The organism is Enterovibrio nigricans DSM 22720, assembly GCF_900167155.1.
In the GTDB taxonomy this organism is placed as follows: domain Bacteria; phylum Pseudomonadota; class Gammaproteobacteria; order Enterobacterales; family Vibrionaceae; genus Enterovibrio; species Enterovibrio nigricans.
The window spans coordinates 1-19,073 of sequence record NZ_FUXU01000038.1 but is presented as its reverse complement, the minus strand read 5'-3'; the positions used below and the strand labels follow the sequence as shown (position 1 = coordinate 19,073).

General features: G+C 45.9%; 11 protein-coding genes and 3 pseudogenes. 4 read left to right on the top strand and 10 right to left on the bottom strand.

Annotated elements, in window-relative coordinates; genetic code table 11:
• Positions 1-172 precede the first annotated feature (172 nt).
• Both B5D35_RS13825 and B5D35_RS13820 read left to right on the top strand, forming a co-directional pair.
• Positions 173-1,033, top strand: a complete 861-nt coding sequence (locus B5D35_RS13825; RefSeq protein ID WP_078753146.1) for a LysR family transcriptional regulator — start codon at positions 173-175, stop codon at positions 1,031-1,033.
• A gap of 354 nt (positions 1,034-1,387) precedes the next feature.
• Positions 1,388-3,490 (top strand): TonB-dependent hemoglobin/transferrin/lactoferrin family receptor, encoded by a 2,103-nt coding sequence (locus B5D35_RS13820; RefSeq protein WP_078753145.1) that lies wholly within the window; start codon positions 1,388-1,390, stop codon positions 3,488-3,490.
• A 49-nt stretch (positions 3,491-3,539) separates the two neighbouring features.
• On the opposite strand, the gene B5D35_RS13815 is transcribed toward B5D35_RS13820, so the two are convergent.
• The 4 genes from B5D35_RS13815 to B5D35_RS13800 form a co-directional block, all read right to left on the bottom strand.
• Positions 3,540-3,851 (bottom strand): antibiotic biosynthesis monooxygenase family protein, encoded by a 312-nt coding sequence (locus B5D35_RS13815; RefSeq protein ID WP_078753144.1) that lies wholly within the window; start codon positions 3,849-3,851, stop codon positions 3,540-3,542.
• A gap of 92 nt (positions 3,852-3,943) precedes the next feature.
• Entirely contained in the window at positions 3,944-4,234 is a 291-nt protein-coding gene (locus B5D35_RS13810; RefSeq protein WP_078753143.1) for a hypothetical protein, read from the bottom strand.
• Positions 4,235-4,494: 260 nt separating this feature from the next.
• On the bottom strand, positions 4,495-5,655 hold the full coding sequence (locus tag B5D35_RS13805) for an N-acetylneuraminate epimerase (RefSeq protein WP_170915181.1): 1,161 nt from the start codon (positions 5,653-5,655) through the stop codon (positions 4,495-4,497).
• 254 nt (positions 5,656-5,909) lie between these two features.
• Positions 5,910-8,243: an exo-alpha-sialidase gene (locus tag B5D35_RS13800; RefSeq protein ID WP_078753142.1), complete on the bottom strand. Its 2,334-nt coding sequence runs from the start codon at positions 8,241-8,243 to the stop codon at positions 5,910-5,912.
• A gap of 655 nt (positions 8,244-8,898) precedes the next feature.
• Here B5D35_RS13800 and B5D35_RS13795 point away from each other — a divergent pair.
• Positions 8,899-9,897: a substrate-binding domain-containing protein gene (locus B5D35_RS13795; protein ID WP_078753141.1), complete on the top strand. Its 999-nt coding sequence runs from the start codon at positions 8,899-8,901 to the stop codon at positions 9,895-9,897.
• Between the two features lie 79 nt (positions 9,898-9,976).
• Here B5D35_RS13795 and B5D35_RS24065 read toward each other — a convergent pair.
• The 4 genes and pseudogenes from B5D35_RS24065 to B5D35_RS13780 form a co-directional block, all read right to left on the bottom strand.
• A pseudogene (locus B5D35_RS24065) lies at positions 9,977-10,096 on the bottom strand (IS6 family transposase); the annotation flags it as partial.
• A gap of 357 nt (positions 10,097-10,453) precedes the next feature.
• Positions 10,454-11,884, bottom strand: a complete 1,431-nt coding sequence (locus B5D35_RS13790; protein ID WP_078753140.1) for a hypothetical protein — start codon at positions 11,882-11,884, stop codon at positions 10,454-10,456.
• 363 nt (positions 11,885-12,247) lie between these two features.
• A complete protein-coding gene (locus B5D35_RS13785) occupies positions 12,248-12,580 on the bottom strand; it encodes a hypothetical protein (protein WP_078753139.1) in 333 nt (110 codons plus the stop codon).
• A gap of 285 nt (positions 12,581-12,865) precedes the next feature.
• Entirely contained in the window at positions 12,866-13,921 is a 1,056-nt protein-coding gene (locus B5D35_RS13780) for an aspartate/glutamate racemase family protein (RefSeq protein WP_078753138.1), read from the bottom strand.
• 815 nt (positions 13,922-14,736) lie between these two features.
• Here B5D35_RS13780 and B5D35_RS13775 point away from each other — a divergent pair.
• Positions 14,737-18,276, top strand: coding sequence for a calcium-binding protein (locus B5D35_RS13775; RefSeq protein ID WP_078753137.1), 3,540 nt, complete (start codon positions 14,737-14,739; stop codon positions 18,274-18,276).
• Between the two features lie 110 nt (positions 18,277-18,386).
• On the opposite strand, the pseudogene B5D35_RS13770 reads toward B5D35_RS13775, so the two are convergent.
• A pseudogene (locus B5D35_RS13770) lies at positions 18,387-18,737 on the bottom strand (GNAT family N-acetyltransferase); the annotation flags it as partial.
• Positions 18,738-18,792: 55 nt separating this feature from the next.
• A pseudogene (locus B5D35_RS13765) lies at positions 18,793-19,073 on the bottom strand (IS5/IS1182 family transposase); the annotation flags it as partial.

The following is a 19,073-nucleotide window of genomic DNA, read 5'->3' as shown; positions in this document are numbered from 1 at the left end:
ATTAACCTCGTTTAAAGATTTTGACAGTTATATAACTAACCTAGCGCCTATAAATATCTCAATATTCACTCTCGTGAGATATCTATCCAACTTTCACATCAAGCAACGCTAACATTTCTTTAACCGAGCAAAAATATCGACTCTAATATATCTGCCATAACAAAAGGAAATAGTGACTGTGTTCGTATTGGATATTCAAACTGTAAAAGCCTTCATTTTAATCAGTGAATTAAAAAACTTTACCAAAGCAGCGGAAAAATTAGGAACGACTCAAGCAACGCTTAGCGTAAAGCTAAAACGCCTGGAGGATAGACTGGGACAGCGCTTAATCGAAAGGACGCCAAGGCAAGTCAAGCTTTCTGCACAAGGTGAACAGTTTATTCAGTCAGCGAGACATTTTGTCGAAGCTCACGATAAAGCCATCTTAAATTTGTCCGAGACAAAGCAAAAACTGAGGCTGGGAATTGCGTGTCATATCATGGGTGCTGATATCACTCGGCTTTTATACACGTTGAGCGTTAAACACAGTGATTTATCTTTGGAAGTTAGTCTGGATACATCAGAGGCATTGAAGAATTCACTGAATGACGGCTTATTGGATGCCATTATAATCCGAGGGGAGGATAAAGGTTATGCAGGAACTTTTCTTTGTGCGGAAAGAATGGGCTGGTATGCATCGAATCATTTCAAATATGATGTTGATTCTCCGCTTCCCATTGCAAATTTAAGCCCTCACTGTGGCGTACATAATTATGCCGAAGAAGCGTTACACAACTCATCAATAAAGTGGAAAGAAACCTTCATTGGTGGTGGTGTAGCCGCCGTGTCAGCAGCTATTTCAGCGGGAATAGCCATTGGCGTATACTCCGAACGCACCGCACCTCCTAACTTAGTGAACGTGGACAACGTTTTTGATCTACCACCTCTACCTGTCACCTGTCTAACGCTATATGTGTCGGATAGGAATCGTATTTTCAGCAATGAAATCAAAACCATCGAGGATAATTTCCTTGGAGTGGAAACCGATAATTGAAAGTACCCATCGGCATATGGATCAGGTTCAAACCAGATCTAAGACATCAACGTTTTCCCCTATTCGATTTTACTCCTCACCTTTTCACATACTGCATTAATGGGAGATTGTTCGCCTTTTCCGGCGATCAACTTGCCATCTATATGTGATAAGAATCACAAACCAGTAATGAAAACCCACCTACCCTTCGCAGATAAGACCTTTAACCTTTTGTAATAAAAGACATTTAAAAATAACACTGTCTATTGCCGGCTTTAATCACAATTGCGCACGATAATGATTGCGATTATCATTCGCAACTCTTGATGTAACATCCGTTTGATTACTTAACATGGATTAAAGGCGGTAAATTCAATGTGTAAAAAGTCTCTTCTCTCGGCATCCATTCTGTTAGCCCTTTCTTCGGGAGTAAACGCCGAAGAGTCAATCATTTTTGACGAAGTCGTTGTCTCAGCCACGCGCACCAACACTCAAATCCAGGACACTGCAGCGTCTGTGGCGGTGATTGGTGAACAACAAATTGAAGACGAAATGATCACGGGTTTGGAGGATCTCTTCAAATACACACCAGGGGTAACAGTTGAAACCAACTCGCGCCAAGGCGTGCAAAGTATCAACATTCGTGGCATCGAAGGTAACCGAATCAAAGTACTGGTTGATGGCGTTGCGCTGGGTAACCAGTTTGAATCTGGTAATAGTTTTATTAACTCCGCACGTGTTGACGTTGACACTGACCTGCTGAAAGCGGTCGAAGTCGTTAAAGGTGCAGCGTCTTCTTTGCACGGTTCTGACGCGATCGGCGGTATCGTTGCCTTCGAAACAAAAGACCCTGCAGATTTTCTTAAAGACGGTGATTTTGGTGGACACACCAAGTTCAACTATTCCTCTTCGGATGAGACCTTTAGCGAGTCTGTCGCCCTTGCCAATCGTACTGGTGATTTAGAATCCTTGGTGGCCTACACCCGTCGTGATGGCAAAGAGGTAGAAAATTTTGGCGAACCCGACCAGCAGGATAACAACGCAGACAATCTTCTGGTTAAATTGCAGTACCAACTTAACGATGCGCACCGCCTTGAATTTAACGGCAGCTATATCAACAAAAATAACGATATACAGTTACCCGACACCGTCATTCGTGGTCAACGATACGCCGATGTGATCGGCAGTGATGATACAAAGCAGTATCAACTCGGTATTAAGCACATCTGGGACGTGAACGTTGCTGCCGTCGACACGCTCACTTGGCAATTTGATTGGCTGAGTAAAGACGAAAACAGCATTACCAACCGAAACAACACCGCGACTGGCAACCAACAACGCAAAGACTACATCTATTCCGACGAGGGCTACCAGTTCGACCTTCAATTGGACAAATTCCTCACCATTGGCAGCGTTGAGCACTATATCGTGTACGGTGCATCCCTTACGGACAAAGACATTAAGAACACCAACAGTGAATACAACTCTGTGGGTTCTGATAAGGAGATTTTCTACATCCCATCAGCGACAGAACGCCGTTATGGCTTCTTTATTCAAGACGAAATGTCGTTTGGGAAATGGACGGTTACACCGGGCATTCGCTATGACAACTTCAAAACAAGCCCTGGCTCAACATCTGACAACCCAAGCCAGAATCCAGAAGATGAATACAGCGATTTTTCTGATTCAGCGTTTACGGCAAGGCTGGGCACAGTCTATGCGCTAAACGAAGAACACCGCCTCTTTGCGCAAGTAAGTCAGGGCTTCCGTGCGCCTGATTTCCAAGAGTTGTATTACTCTTTCGGTAATCCAACGCATGGTTACGTCAATAAGCCGAACCCGGAACTGGAAGCAGAAAAAAGTATTTCTTATGAGCTAGGCTGGCGTCACAACAACCGCACAGCAAGCAGCGAAGTGGCCATCTTCTACAGCGACTACGATAACTTCATTGAAAGACAGCAAGTATCGGGTAGCTTTATTCCTGTTGTTAACCCTGCAGTCTTCAAGTCCGTGAATATTGGTAAAGCGACAATCAAAGGTATTGAAGCGTCGAGCAGTCTGTCGTGGAATGGCTTTATGCCGGTGAAAGGCTTTAGCTCGCGCCTTGCTGCTGCTTACACCGAAGGTGAAGATGGCGAAGGTAACCCACTAAACAGTGTGAACCCATGGAACATTGTCGCTGGCGTAAGCTACGACTCTGAAAAGCACTGGGGCTCGACACTGAATGTCAGTTACACCGCCGCCAAATCAGGCAGCAAAATCAACGGTGACGACATTCTTCCCCTATCAAGCGCAACCGTGGTTGATCTAACGGCTTACTACAAGCCAATTGAAGATCTTACGCTTCGCGCTGGTATCTTTAACCTCACCGACGAAGAGTACTACCACTGGAACGATGTTCGCGGTGCCACCAGCGAGAACACTGACCTGACCCAGCCGAAGCGTAATTGGGCCGTTACGGCCAAGTACGACTTCTAAACGTAAAAGCCCAGCTTCATAGCTGGGCTTTTGGTTTTATCCGTAACAATTAAACCCAGCGGTTTTCTACAACTTCGTAATGGTTCACAAACCTGTCTGGGTCCAGTTCGTACTTGTCATCTTCCGGATATAGCTTTGCAACACCAATATCTTCCCCTGCGAACGCTTGAATACATTCAAGGGTTTTCCAATAGGAAATGAGGGTGATCTCAGCGTGACCATCAACATCTCGATTGAATATTTGCGCCCCGATAAATCCCTCTGTTTTTGAGGTTTCCTTAACGCCCGTCTTATAGAGATAGTCGATAAAACCTTGTTCATGTTGTTTGGGACAACGGGCCTTCCATTCCCTTGCAATCATGTGAATTCCTTTTCATCTAGATATAAACGTATTCAGGCCCTAATCAACCTGAATAGCGTCAATTTAACGTATCAAACTAAATATCGGATGGGTTAAGACATAAGGGAGTTGTCGCGATAAAGCACTTTCTTGCAAGAAACACAGATATGTTTAAAGCGCGGGTCTGACGCCACACCCGTCAAGGTTTGGAAGACGATCTTCTCCGAACCACAATGACGACATTTCGCCAACTGAGGGTCCTCTACCCTGCACTCTGGATTCGCCACTAAATACTCTTCCAATGTCGGGAGTTTCTTCCAGTCCTCATCCTGAGGCTTCGAATACAACACAAAGTAGTAAAACAGCGCACCACCACCGAGTAGCAATAAAGCCCAAATTTCCATATTTTCTTCGATCCCTTTGCTATTAAAACGGTGCTTGCGCGAAAAGGTAATAGCAAGCTCCCACCGTAGCAATGGAGACTCAAACAATAAAATCAAAAAGAGGAATTTGAGTTTCGCTCTGCAATTTAACGTGAACTAAATGCAAAACTATCAATTAAACATCAATCGCTTGACCCTTAACTTAGGTTCATAGAAAAAGCTCGGACATCCAGTGTCCGAGCTTTTGACGTGAAGAAGAAATTTATCCGTTAAAAAGCGTGTTAGTCCTGTTGCTCCACATGTTTACCATTCCACGCCAGTTTGGTGACTTTAGGACTCGCGGTACTGTCTGGGTTTTCGCCGCCAACCATTAGAATCCCATCATCAATGGAGAAAGACACACCATACGCCAATGGCTCTTTGAGGTTGACGTCTTGCTTCCACGCACCGTCTGCAAACACGTAGGTTTCTGCGTTAAAGGCTTTTGGTAGACCGCTATGCGCAAACATATTGCCCTTATCAAACGCAAGTTTTGCGCCATGGAAATTCGCACCGCCCGCAACAAATACAACCCCGTTACTGAAGCCAGCAAAGGCGCCTGCCACCCCTTCTTGCTGTGGCTGTGAGCTTGGCGTTGGCAATGGATGTTCGCTTAGCCAAGGTTGTGCTTCACCGAAATGATAAGATTTCACTTCCGCTGTGCGCAAACCGGGCTTAATTTCACCGCTGATCAATAACGCGTTTTCATCGTCAACGACTAATGCGGCACCGCAGTTTGGTAAGTACGGCGAAGAACCCAAATCTTGCCACTGGTTTGTTGAAGGGGTGTAACTGAGTACCTGACGGTTCCATTGGTAATCCGTCGGTTTCATACCCATGAAATCACTAACAATTTTCTGCCACTTTTCAGGCTCTGCTTTTGAGTCGGTCGTCAGTACGTCATGAAGGTATTGGTCAAACTTTCCTTTGTTGTAGCCGCCAAAAAAGAGAATTTGTTCGTTATCCGGAGAATAAGATGCCGCACCTAATAAACCTACAGGGGCTTTGGTCGCTACCTCAGACCATGAATTTGAATCTGCATCGAAGCGGTACACGCTATCAAACACGATCGGTGACTTGGCGTTACTGTCTGCTTTTCCAGACCCACCAAAAATGTAAATGTCATCGCCAATCACACTAGCGGTTGCACCATCGCGGGCTGGGCCAGAAAAGTCCGCTTGTTTTTGCCAGCCTTTATCAAGCTGTTCCAAATCAAGCATATAAAATTGTTTGCCCATTGAGCCGAGACCGACGTAAACTTTCGATTCTATTTGTGCGCCTACACCATTTTTTACGCCGTCAGGCAAGTCAGGCCACGCTTGGTTGGCGTATGCAGAAACCGAAAAAGCAGCAAGAAAAGGAAGCGTTAGAAGAGCAGAAGTTAATGGATTCACTTTATTCATTTCTATATTCCTTACTAAAAACAGATATTCCAACAAAATTAATGCCGTAATTGGCACCAGCAATAAAACGTATTACAACCACGCGCCAACAAGATTTACATTTTCTAATTATTAAAATGGTTATTTATAACGCGACTTTTCAACACCTATTCTCAACACGTATTGATGACATTGCTTTTTGACATGAAACGTACGTTCATAATTATCCCCACTCGCTGCCAAGTGGGGATAGGTGCCTAACTGTCGTTGTTATATTAATTAGGTTTGAAGAGTTGTTTTAGCTTGGTGACTGGAACCGTCAAGGTGCGAATTTCCGGACCGTTGTCTTCAACAATCACCATCGCATTTTCACTGTCTAACTGATAAATGTCAGAATAAGCAGAACCACCATTTACCAACTGAACAGGGCCTTGCCATGTAGCGCCTTCATCAAAGCTGAACCACAGACCGAGATTGTGGCGTCCGGTATTACCCGGAATTGACCCTATCGGGTTGGTGAAAAGTAGATAGCTGGTGTCATCATCTTCAACGAATCGCGTGATAGACGCATCCACGGCATCGTTACTGATATTTGAGAACTGAGATACACCGTAGTTTTCCGGCATATTCCACGTCATACCGCCGTCTTTACTGATAAATTGATGACGAGGGCCATAATTAACGCCATCGACCACGCGGTTCATATCAAGACGAGATGTCAGCAGTAGATCGCCATTAGTCAGTTCGACAATATCGGCTTCGCTCGGCTCTAGCGTTTCAAGGTAAGTTGGCATCCAGCGGTGAGGGATTGGCAAATACGCACCGGTTTCCCACGTTACGCCGTCATCATCAGAAAACACCGACGAGACGTTCAGGAAATACTTATCAAGCGTGATAGCGGGATAAATCAGGCGGTCGTTATTGTCACCCGTTTCATCGGTCTGATGCTCCAGTTGAATACCATGACCCGGGCCTGGGTTAACGCTCGCAACACCATAGAAATTGTAGGCACGTCCCGTGTGATGTTTCGCCCAGCCTATCGCCTCTGGCAAAGTGTTCTGCTCGGCGGGGTTAATCAGCGACAGTGCCTTCGCGTCAAAATCAATCACGGTTTCACCATTGCTGATGAAGGTAATATTGGAAACGTGCATACGCCCGTTAACGTCATGATCTGTTTGACCAAATAGCACCTGAGTTGTTGATGCAGCCGTGCCTGTCACTCCGGCGGTAAAGTCATCGTCGATATACAAGTTTGCATGCTTGCTTTCTGGATCGTAACGAAGCGAGACATCAATAAATCCAGAGACATTATCCGCCTTTTCACGCACAACAATCGGCGTATCGGAACCGTCTACAAAGGCGACAAGGTGGTTCTCTGCGTTGATAGCGAAAGACACCTTAAACAGTTTTTCACCGTTCGACACAGAGAGGTCATTCGCACTGCCGCCATGAATCCGTAACTGGGTGTTCAGGTCCCATTGGTCAGCCGCTGAGACGTTTACGTCCTGCGTGTAATATTCGCTACCAGACCAACCAATGATTTGGAATGTTCTCTCTTTTATTTCCTCAGTAACATCAAATGGGGCACTCCACTCACCATCTTCAACATCATACGTACTGTAGAAAACGCCACTGTCCATCCAGTACTTAATTTTGTCACCGTTTTGGGCAGCATCGGTCGGCCATCGCACGTACGAAAGAACGATTTCATCTTCATCAGGCAAATAGATAGGGCGAGGATCAGAGAAGTCATAATCATCATTTAGGTTGATTTGCTCAGTGAGGTTGAGCTCCTCACTCCACGTCTGACCATAGTCGAGGGATGTTCGCGTAATAATGTCATTCGTATTGTAAATCGAACCCGGATCGCTGCCCCCTTCGCGCTTCTCCGCGAAGATAACAACGGTTCCCGGCGTTTCTGAACTCACAACGAGAGAAGGAATGCGGTCTGGGCTTGAAAAGACGGAGTCGCCACTGATCGTGAAGTTCACAGAACGGTAGTAGGCTTCACCATCAACATGGCTCGACCCATTGCCCCACGTCACCATGTTCTGTGTAGAAGGTGTTGGTTCCCAGTTGGCCTTTATCAGCTGACCGTCAAAGAAAAAACTCGCAGTCGGATTGACCCCTGGGTGAAAGACGATGTCGTAGCTGTGGTATTTCCGCGCTTCACGGCCAGTTGCCAGTACTGTTTTCTCTTCTGAACCTTCAAACTCAACGACAAGTTGGTTACCGTCCAGCGAGACTATTGGCAGAAAACGATACTCACCGTTCGCGTAGTAGTTCGTTAAGTATCCCCCTTCTGTCACACGCATTTCGGTTGATAATGTCCAACCAAAATTCTCGGCTTGGGTGTTTATGTCCGACGTTGGCGTTATTTTCCAATTTGCTCTTCCGTCTTCGCCATTTACATACCATTCAACGCGCTTTTTCTTTTTAATTGCCTCACCATAAGCATCGCCAGTCAGGTCGTTTTCCCAACCTTGCTCTATAGGTTCATCATGATGTTTGTTTTTTGAAGGAACAAAGTCATATATTTCAGCGGTTGCTGAAAATGACAATGCAGAAAGGACACAGCAGCACAAATAACGCTTATTGAATAATCCCATTATATTTTCCTATTTTAATCTATAAACTTAACATCGGTTCAAGCACTTATTAAAACCGATGGTGATCTCAACAACCAAAAAAGCATTTTTAAAACAGATAACTAAATGGCAGTGCGAGATTGACTCTGCCAACGAGGGCATACGCACTGATACTTTATTTTTATTTTGGAATTTGATCTTCGTTCAAAACCCATAAATATACATTCTTCGCCATTACGCAAAAAATACATTTCTAGGTTCTAAAGCTGGCCGTATTCTATCGTGTTAATGAAGAATTAATTCAAACGTCTATCTCCTCTCCCCCCTGTCTATGCGATTAAATTAAACGCAGTGGAGTATTACTTCAAATGCATATTTTCACAATGGAGATCTGCGCCACGAAAAACACGCAAAAAACCGACCCGAATGTTGAGTAATCTGGTCAGCATCCGGTTTTTGCGAAAATGAGGACAAGTTAGGCAACTGCAAGAAAAGTTCGCATTCAAGCATAGAGCGCAATTCATACGGACATAGCCGTAACTTTGTAATCGTTATCACCTAACTTAAACCCAATTAAAACAAGGTTTAACCTACATTTATCACCACGAAAAACGGCAAACATTTGCGATGTTTACACACCCAGTGTTTAATGGGTCGTTCGTTTAAGGGGAGCCACATGGCCACAATCAAAGATGTCGCAAAGATAGCGGGGGTTTCCGTCGCAACGGTTTCACGCGTAATCAACAAATCACCCAAAGCCAGTCAGTCTTCCATTGATGCTGTCACTCTGGCGATGAAACAATTGGGTTACCGTCCAAATGCGGCTGCACGTGCACTGGTCAGCCAAAGCACCAACACGGTTGGTGTGTTAGTCTCAGATGTCTCTGACCCCTTTTTCGGCACCATGATTAAAGCGATTGATCAGGTTGCACGCGAAAACGGAAAGCACATTCTGATTGGTAATGGCTATCACAAAGCGGAAGACGAACGTCATGCGTTGGAACTTCTCATTAACGCCCGTTGTGAAGCTATTATTGTTCACGCTAAAGGCTTATCAGACGAAGAATTGATTGGCTATGCGCGGGAAGTCAAAGGCATGGTGATCATCAACCGCCATATCCCTGAAATATCGGAGCGATGCATTTCATTGGATAACCGTAAGGGCGCATATCTGGCCACTGATTTTTTGATTCGCCACGGACATCGAAATATCGCCTGTATCGCGTCAGCACAATACATCGAAGATACCGAGCAGCGACTCGACGGGTATCTGGCTGCGCTTGAAGATAACGGTATCTCACTCAGTAAAAGCTATATCGAATACGGCGAAGTCAGCAGTGACGGCGGCGAAATGGCAATGACCAACCTACTCAGTAAATCGTTAAACATTACCGCTGTGGTTGCGTATAACGATTACATGGCTGCAGGTGCGCTTGCTGCACTTGACCAAAATGGCATTACAGTACCGAGCCAAATGTCTATCGTGGGCTTTGATGATGGCTTGATTGCCCGATTTGTTCACCCAAGCCTGACTACTATTCGCTACCCGATTGAAATGATGGCAGAGCGTGCGGCGCGTCTGGCACTGGCCCTTTCAAAAAATCGGGATGTTGACGACAGTACGGCGATTTTCTCCCCGACGTTGGTACGCCGAAACTCCGTAGCATCACACTAATAGGCGCTTGATACACTTCTATCTGGACATAGAAAAAGCACCGCAAACTAGCGGTGCTTTTTCAACTCTGGCTCTCTACTCTTTCCGCCAACATATCACTGACGTTGGCATAACTCTTGGGTGTTGAGCCATACCGACGTAGGCACCAAAGGATGATTTCAGGCACGAAGTGTTTCCTTTTGAATTCATTGTTGGTCATTGACTACCTATCCACTAAAGAAACATGAGACTATCTTGGGTCTAGATGGATTTTTTGCAACAAGCCCGTAAAAACAGAAAAAATCCGAGTGTAGGAATACACTCGGATTCTAGCAGTTTCTATGGATTGTTCAACTGACCACTTTCGCTTAACCGATCGACATTAGGAACCAAAACCACCTTTTTGATATATTACAAACTCACACTATCAAAAGTTTTTTCGCTTGCTAAATATCTGAGGGTCTGTCTCAAAGCTTTTTCCAAACCAATATGTAGTATTAAATTGGTTTGTATTTCCAGTTTATATTATGGTGTTTTTAAAGTTTGCGACAAACCGCTCTACTCTCGCTTCTGTATATTATTTTAAGCTAATTTTGCTCCACTCACCACCAGAGTAGTAGAGTGTCAAGCTATCGTAACCTAGAGCTAATGTTTTTCCAGAAAACTGAATGGTTACTGGCTTGATAGTTGTTTTTCCGAATTCAACAAACTCACCGTTTTGCGCATCATCTGGCAGTGTCACCTGCGCCAGGTAACCATTATCACTAATCGTGATACCCAAATTTCCATATTGATCCAGCAGTGCTTTAATTTTCTCTGGGCTATCCACAGAGGAAATGTCTTCTGGTTTATACACTGAATATTGCGGGATAAGTGACCATCCATCAATAGACCCAGAGAAAAATGTTGTTTTCGTATTTTTTCTTGGCGCCAGTGTCACACCATTAGGAAACACAATATTGCTATGATATGTTGAGTTCCTGTATAAAGTGAAGGTTCTGTTTTTGCCCAAATCATTCGCAGCAGGTAAAGTAAACGTGGGTGTCCAATTACCATCTGATTCACTAACAATCAAGTTGCCATAGAGATCAATATTTTGCTTCAGTTTCGCTGGGTTGTTACCCAGTGCTCTAATCGTTCTGTTATCTGAAATGGTTTTACTGCTGTAAACCCACCAAATGCCAGAGTTGATGAAAACTGTTGTTGAACCACGTGGAGGAGTGATTTGTGCAGTTCCATATTCCACATTAACACCGTAGGTTGATTGGCGCTCCACTGTTAGCATTGAACCAAACGGCTTTTCTTTCACCGTTAAATTTCTCGCCCAGCGTCCATCCTGAAGAAGGATTTTTACGGATGTGTGCTTATCCAACAATGCAGCTAGTATAGAAGGATCTGCGGCAATTTCGCTTATCTCATGTTGAGAGCTGATAATATAATTTGGTTCAATGATCCACTTTTCACCGTCATATACGAAATCTAGTTGGTCTTGCAACTTAATCGGAGTGTACCCTGTGAGCGAACCATATTTGTAGCTGACCGTTGTACCCCAAGTGGCCTTTCTCTCCACAATGAGTCGCTGATTTTTAAATGCGTTAGAAGGTAGAGATAAAGCGGGTATCCAGTTGCCATCTGAAGTAATCAGTTTTACGGTTTTAAACTTGCTCAAAAGTCTTTCAAGAAAACTTCCATCTTGAGCTATTTTGGTAAGCGTAACTTGGTCATCAACGACATAGGTTTCTGGCACACAAAAAGAAGATCCTGCCTTGCCATGTTTTACTGCAAATCGATATCCCGACCCCATAATTACATTATCGTCGGAGATATTAGTGATTTGCCATCTGCCCATAGATCTTCGAAAGAAGTTCATATTGTCCTCTACATCTTCAAGAGGGAACAACATTCGTTCAGGACTACAACTCGCACCTTCGATGCTTATGTCATCATATACAAAGGCTCCTGCAGAGAAACTTGTCATTATTAAAATAGGTAATATAAGCTTTTTCATGGAATTTTCTTCCTTATATCGTTTCGTTATACAAATCGGGTTCTGTCGCAAAATTTTAAAGAACATTATGCAGTTTGTTTAACAAAAACTATTAACCTGCTAACACATAAACCGTTTACAGTGAATCCACTTGTTAGCGTCTACCAACACTAACTGACCTCTCCGTAAATATTCTAAAAGTTCACACCCGTAATGTCGCCTCTACCTAGGACCTAACTATGTTCGCATAAAAACAGCAGATTTTTTTGTACGATGTTTCTTACGCAATTCAAAACGGTGAATTATGGTTCAGTCGCAAAGTTTTCCTTCATAGCACTCGATAAGTAGTAAACTGCTATTTTTCCGCTCATCAAAATAATGTGATTATTCGCGCGACTGAACAAGTTCAACGCCAGTTTTAGTGCTTCCACTCGAGTAATGCGGGCTGCACCACTCTCTAACGACCTGACGTATACGATTGCGAGTTGGTAAGTTAAAAAGCAATGGAAACGAACTAAAAAAGGTAATCAAGATACAAATAGATGTAACTGCTGGCTTTAAAGTTTCAGATACATCAAAAGGAATAAGTGAAGTTGCATATACAGTGATCACACTCACCAGAACCAAAATAGCCAACTTGAAAGTAAAATCATACAAATCAGACTTAAACTGCTGCCAAACAAATTCTTTTGCTTCTTGATAATCTTTACCCTGCATTTGAATTCCCTTACTTCCTAACCAGCAGCCGAAGCAACGACAAATGGAAATTTGAGAACAAACACTTCTGCGTCCAGTTTGGACAATGATCAACCCAAACCCGTTTCTTTTTTCGTGTGATGCTCGTTTACCTCACTTGAGTTTTTGAAAACAGTAATGTCGCCATCGCCTATCGTGAAACTATCAAAATCACTGGTATCAAAAGGGCATTCGCTGAGTAATTTTTGATGCTGTTAAACCATGCTCTTTGTTGGTGTGTAAGTGTCGCCATAGCCAAAAATCCCCTTATTCCGAAAAATGCTGTGCCAGTGCATCTAACACACGCTGATCGGTCAACTGGTCTTCTGCAATAGGTTCAATGTCCAACTGGGTCAGCGTCTCTTTTACGTCTACCGCTTCTTTTGAATAGAATAGTGTCGGTAAATGCGCATAGCTGCCCGTAATGGCTTTGTTTTGAGATTTTGCAAATTGCGCAGTTAAATCGAAGATGCGGTTTTGAACGTCAGAAATCGAAGTTAATGAACTCACTTCCACCGCAAATGGCAAAAACCAGTCACAGTGCTCTCCACGATAAGACGCTAGTGGTGCTGGCAATTGCACGGCCTGACCGGTTGCTTGTGCTAACTTCGAAGCCAACACCATGGATGCGTCAATCACTTCAATATACTTAGGGATCATGCCGTTCGCTTTAAAGCGCACCACGTTTTCCGGTGTTAGCACCAATGGTAACTCTGTACAGCCGAGCACCACTTTCTTGAACGACGAACGCGATGCTTCATCGGTGATCACGTCACACAAAAGCTGCTCTGACTGTGGCGTAATTTGCGCCGTTTTCACGCCATACTCAGAGTTGTAGATAGCATCCATCACTTTCGGCTGATTGTCCGCACTTGGTGAGAAAGATGAAACACCAAAGTCTGCCAACGCCTGCTGGTACAGACCCGACGCCATCAAACTGGTCACGCCCATCACCAGAATGTCTTCCTTCTGACCTTCTTCGGTTGCTGCCGTTTCTTTCAGCATGTCGATAAACGGAACGGGGACATCAACAACAATTTTGCGGAAAAGCTCATGGGCACTGTTGCATGCCAGTCCCATTGAGGTGGCCCCGAGATGTTGCATAAAACGCAAGGTGTACAGCGCCGTATCATATTTACGTAGTTCCGGCGGATCCGTCGGTAGCCAATTTTGTGCGACTTCTTCGGGTTTGTAAGCAAGGCGTGAATTACCAAAAACCACATACTCATGGTTTTCGTGTTGTGGGAAGGTGGCGATTTTGTTCACGAGGTCGACCATGGCTTCATTACCCATGCCGCCAATAATCCCTATTCTTTGTTTCATTGTGATTCCTGACACTTTGTCTTTGCTACACAGACACACGCCGACGCCAATGATAAAAATCATTGGAGAAAATGCTGCACCGTGAGGTGCACGTCAAAAGAACGGCTGTAGATGTTAAGCATGTTGGTAAGTGATGCCGAGGACAGTCAGTGCGTTGAGGAAACGCATCTCTCTCGTACATCGTATGACGTCATATTACCTTCGATAAATCAATGTACTAAGCGGTATTGAGCCGATATTGTTGAGCAAGTTCAAAAAAATGACATTGCGAAATTCAAGGATTGAGCGAGCACTAAAAGCGCAGAATAAAAACAGGTTTCAGCCCCCACCAGCGAGCTCGCTTAGCCTTAATATTCCCCCACAAATAACCTTCAAGATGTACCTAACAAACAAAGCACCATTTAATGGTTTTATTCTTATCAAGAACCCCCCCACCATTAACACTACTTTCTCATGGCAATAGTCTTAATTAATGCTTCTTAACGCTTTGTTAAACGCAAAACAATACGCGCTTAAAGCATCAATTCATTCTTTTTTCATACCTCGATGATTCAGGGAGAAAAGGATATTTGAAAACAAATTTATATCCTTACAATTCATGTAATTAAACACATCATAAACACCCGCCGTCATCCCCATCATATATATGCGTTAATACTTATTTAGGAAAACAGATATGCAACATTTACATTTGTCTCACTAGCAACACAAGCCCCTATTTCCCGCATGGGTATCTCCTTTTATATTTCATTGAGAAAAACAAAAACAGCCAACAAAAACAATCAACAAAACTCGCTCAACAAGAGGGAAATAGTGTGACCAACATTATCAACGGGACAGAGGAAGACGATATCCTGCGCGGCACGGTAGGCGTGGATGTTATATACGGACATGGCGGCAATGATTACATTCAGGCGGACGGAGATACGGATACCGTGTACGGCGGCGACGGTGACGATACTGTTATCGGGGGCGATGACGAAGACATCGTACATGGGGATGCTGGTAATGACTGGGTTCGCGGTGGTTTTGGTGACGATATGCTCTACGGCGGTGACGGAGATGATCGCGTAGAAGGCGGACGAGGCAACGATTATCTCGAAGGTGGCGCTGGTAACGATTTACTGTTTGGCGACGACGGTGTAGACACCATTTACGGTGGAGCCGGTGACGATAAAGCACGCGGCGGCGATGGCAATGACACCGTGCACGGTGGTGATGGTAACGACATCTTATTTGGCAATGATGGCGACGACATTGTTAACGGCGACGCGGGTAACGACATTCTTTGGGGCGGTCAGGGTTCGGATACCCTTCGCGGCGGCGAAGATAACGACTCCCTTTGGGGCGAAGACGGGGCCGATTTCCTTTACGGAGACAATGGCGAGGATGCCTTACACGGTGGGGCTGGCAACGATTACCTCGACGGAGGCTATGACAATGACCGTCTTTTCGGGGGTGATGGCAATGACCATCTGATCGGCGATGACGGCACCGACCCAAACGCAGGCTCAGGTTCAAGCAGCGACGGCGGTGTGAGGCTGGAAGCCGACGGCCCTGCCGTTCATAGTGCAACAAATTCAGGCTGGACGACCACCACTGTGACCATTGACGGCGTTCCTTTTGTCGTCACCACACAATTTGGCTACAGCGGCACAACGATCATTTCGCGCGTGGAAACCGACGGCACCTTGACCGAAACAGATCGTCTAACCTACAACAACAGCACACAGACGGTTGTTTCAGCGTCGGCTGGCGACATCACCAGTCAAATTCAAGATGCTGGCCTCTCGGTCGGCGCCTTTGGTAACGGTTTACACCACTCGAACATATCCGTTGTAGATGGCACACCCACCCTGTTCCTCACTTCTCAGAACAGCGGTTCAATTACAACCCTGAACATATCGCCTGAAGGCACGCTGTCATTAGAGGGCGGTTTATCTTACTTCGGCGGATCACAGACGTGGCTACGTGATGGCATCATCCGAGAAAACGTGGTGTTTGAAGCCAACGATGGCAGCGAATACGTGTATGTGACTCGTCCTTTCCATGACCGCGTGGACATTCTGACCTACGACCCCACAACTGGCGCAATGGCAGAAACAGGGAAATCCGTCACAGCAGGCGATATTGCGTCCAGCATCGACATTATCGAGGCTCACGGTCAAACCTTCGCCGTGGCGAGCGGCAATGCCAGCGTACACCTTTATTCGGTCAATGAGGCGACGGGCGATCTTACTGCCATTGATACCGAAGCTGTCACCAACGGCTCGGGAAATTCCGTTAATTTTTACCAAACAGCGGATGGAACAACCTATGCCATTACCTCAAGCAGCGGTGGAGATTATGCGTCTGTTTTCGAGTTGAATGCCGATGGTTCGCTGACCCGTACCGATACGGTTGACGGTGGTGGCGCGTACATGTCGACAGCGGGCTATGTCGAAGGTCAACCCGTGTTTGTGATGCCAAATGCAACTGAAGGGGTTGACCTGTACACCATCGATGAAAACGGCCAACTTGTGCTTCGTACCACCATTACCGACCTGCAAAATGACTACACGCCCCCTGTGATTGTTCAGACCACTGATGGCAGCTACTTTCTCGTGGATGCCGATGGGCAATCAGCCTCTGTGAAGCTGGCGGTGGATGACTTCCTCAGTACTGCGGTGAATGACTTGCTTGTGGGTGGCAACGGGGATGATCTACTCGAAGGCGGTGCTGGCGATGACCTGCTGTTCGGCAATGCGGACAACGACAAACTGTACGGCGGAGACGGTAACGACGTCCTCAAAGGTGATGATGGTGTGGGCTCTGAAATGGGTCTATTTCAAGTCGGCGGTGCCGTCGACAATGGCACCAATTATGGTTGGACGACTACCGCCATAGAGATTGACGGTGTGCCTTATGTCCTCACGACATCCTTTGGCTATAGTGGTTCGGCAATTCTTTCTCGTGTCGAAAACGACGGCTCGCTGACGGAAACAGACCGCATGACGTTCAACAACAGCACTCAGACAGTGACGACCACGTCGAGCGGTGACATTACAGCACAAGTGCAAGATGCCGGTCTTTCTGTGGGAGCAATGGGCAACGGCCTAACGCAATCCAACATGGCGTACGTCGACGGTCAGGCAACGCTTTTTCTCACCTCCCAAAACAGTGGCTCTATCACGACCTGGCACATTTCGGACGATGGCAAGCTGTCGTTAGACGGTGGGCTGTCCTACTTTGGAGGCTCTCAAACTTGGCTTCGCGGCGGGATCGTACGCGAAAACGAGGTCTTTGAAGCCAATGACGGCACCGAGTACCTCTATGTCACACGCTCTCAAAACGACCGCATCGACATCCTGACATACGATTCCGACACCGGAAAAATCACTGAAACGGGCAAAACTGTTGCCGCAGGTGACCTTGTCTCTGGCCTTGATATTATCTCGATGGGTGCGCAGACCTTCCTCGCATCAAGTGCCAATGGCAGCCTGAACCTGTATGCCGTCAGTCGTGTGACTGGCGACCTAACGCTGGTCGACACGCAAACGGTCACCGCTGGCGGAGGGAACTCGGTAAACTTCTACCAAACTGCTGATGGCGCGGCGTACGCCATCACCTCTGGTAACGGCGCGGACTATGCCTCCATTTTTAAGGTAGGCGAAAATGGCACACTCACGCTCACAGACACCATTTCAGGTGGCGGTGCTTACATGTCTTCGGCAGGTTATGTTGACGGAGAGCCTGTGTTCGTGATGCCAAATGCCACCGAAGGTGTCGATCTCTATACCATCGACAATGACGGAAAGTTCGAGCATCAACTCCATGTTACAGGTATCGAAAATGATAAAACGCCACCTGTTATCGTGCAGACAAAAGACGGCAGTTACTTCCTTGTGGATGCTGATGGCAACGCGGCATCCGTTGAATTGGGCTTTGGTTACGACACAATGTCGATCGAAGGCTATACCAATGACGACGAACTCTATGGCGGTGCGGGTAACGATCAATTGGAAGGTAACCACGGTAACGACAAGCTGGATGGTGGTGAAGGCAATGACATCTTGCAGGGTAATGACGGTGCTGACTTCCTGACGGGCGGATCGGGTTTCGATACGCTCACTGGCGGCAAGCATGCGGACGTGTTCTTTTTCGACAGCGAATCCGGCTCTGACACCATTACGGATTTCAACCTGCGTGAAGACAGCATCCAAATTGACAGCTCACTGGCCAACAGTGCCGATGCACTAACCTACTGGCAAAGCGGTGCGAATACAGTCGTTTCTGTCAATGATGGTGCCGCGACCATTACGCTGGAAAACTTCGATGTTGACCGTGTAACCACTGACATGTTCGATTTTGTCTAAACCTCGCTCAATCACAGTGAACAAGTAGAAACAAAACGGCTCATCATGAGCCGTTTTTTCTGATTGCTTGGCAGGAAGGCGACAGCAGAAAACTGTCGTTGGATGCGTATTTACGCCATTGCTATATCTTCAGTGAGAGCTATTTGGTGTCGCATTTCAATAAGTTGATGCCCGCCAACAACTTCAACATCTTGAATAAACGTGAAACCAAACCGTTCGTAATAGTTTCTTAGATAACTATGAGCATGAATTTCAATCGAATCCACTCCGATACGCTTGGCGTGATCCATTAATGCTTGCACGACTTTGGATGCCACACCCAAACCTCGATAGGCCTTAGTGACGGCAACCCTCGCGATAATTGACGTTCCATCCTCGTTGACCGTTAAGCGGGCCGTCGCCACGGGTTCGCCCTGTTTTGTAACAAGCACATGAAAAGCGTTTTCGTCGAGGCCATCGACCGGCTTTGTTGCTTAATTCGGTTGGAAGACATGGCAGCCTAAAGTTGTTCGGTTCTTAAGCAATATACTGAGTTTCAGGCATACCCAGTCCTGTAAGCTTGTTCAGCGCTTTGATCATAGCGTAAGTCTCGCCAACCTGAGCATTGTAATTTCTTAGGCTTAATTTCCCACCTAGCAGCTGTTTTACTCGGTACATTGCTGTCTCTGATAGTGAGCGCTTGTGATAGCCATACCGCTTTTTCCACTTCTTGTTGGAGCCGTAGAGCTTTTGACAACCTACTGCTAAATTGCGAGGGTGTCCTTGTTCCCAGAATGCAGCCCCTTCTCGTGGTGGGA